Genomic DNA, 441 nt, shown 5'->3' on the forward strand with positions numbered 1-441 from the left:
GGCCTCTTCGCCGGCAAGCCGGCTCCTGCAGACCCTGCATATCCCCGGCTCCGGCGATCAGAAACAGGTTTCCAGATTCTCGATCACCTGCAGGCGCTCATCCACCAGCAACCCGGTGCGCCATTTGTCGAAGGTCAGGCAGGGGTGCGAAGTACCGAAGGAAATGATGTCGCCAATGCGCAGCTCCACTCCCGGCGCCACCGTGAGAAACGCATGCTGGTCCATCACCGCAGTGACCTTGCACGCCCCCACGTCATCCCCGGCACTGGCCTGGGCCCCGGCGCGATAACGCCGCAGCGGCACCGGCAAGCCGGCGTCATAGGCCACATCGCGCTTGCCCAGGGCCACCACGGCAAAGCCCGGCTCCGGCAGCGACTGCACATGGGCCCAGACCTCCATGGCCGGGCGCAGGCCCTCCTCCAGGTCGGCGCGGCGATCCAG

The 441-nt window shown here is 67.6% G+C and carries 1 pseudogene; it reads right to left on the minus strand.

The annotated features are described in order from the left end of the window. Positions 1-57 precede the first annotated feature (57 nt). Positions 58-441 (minus strand): annotated as a pseudogene (locus tag F6S12_RS32965) (amino acid deaminase); the annotation flags it as partial.

Source organism: Pseudomonas sp. JV245A (genome assembly GCF_032424515.1).
GTDB lineage: Bacteria > Pseudomonadota > Gammaproteobacteria > Pseudomonadales > Pseudomonadaceae > Aquipseudomonas > Aquipseudomonas protegens.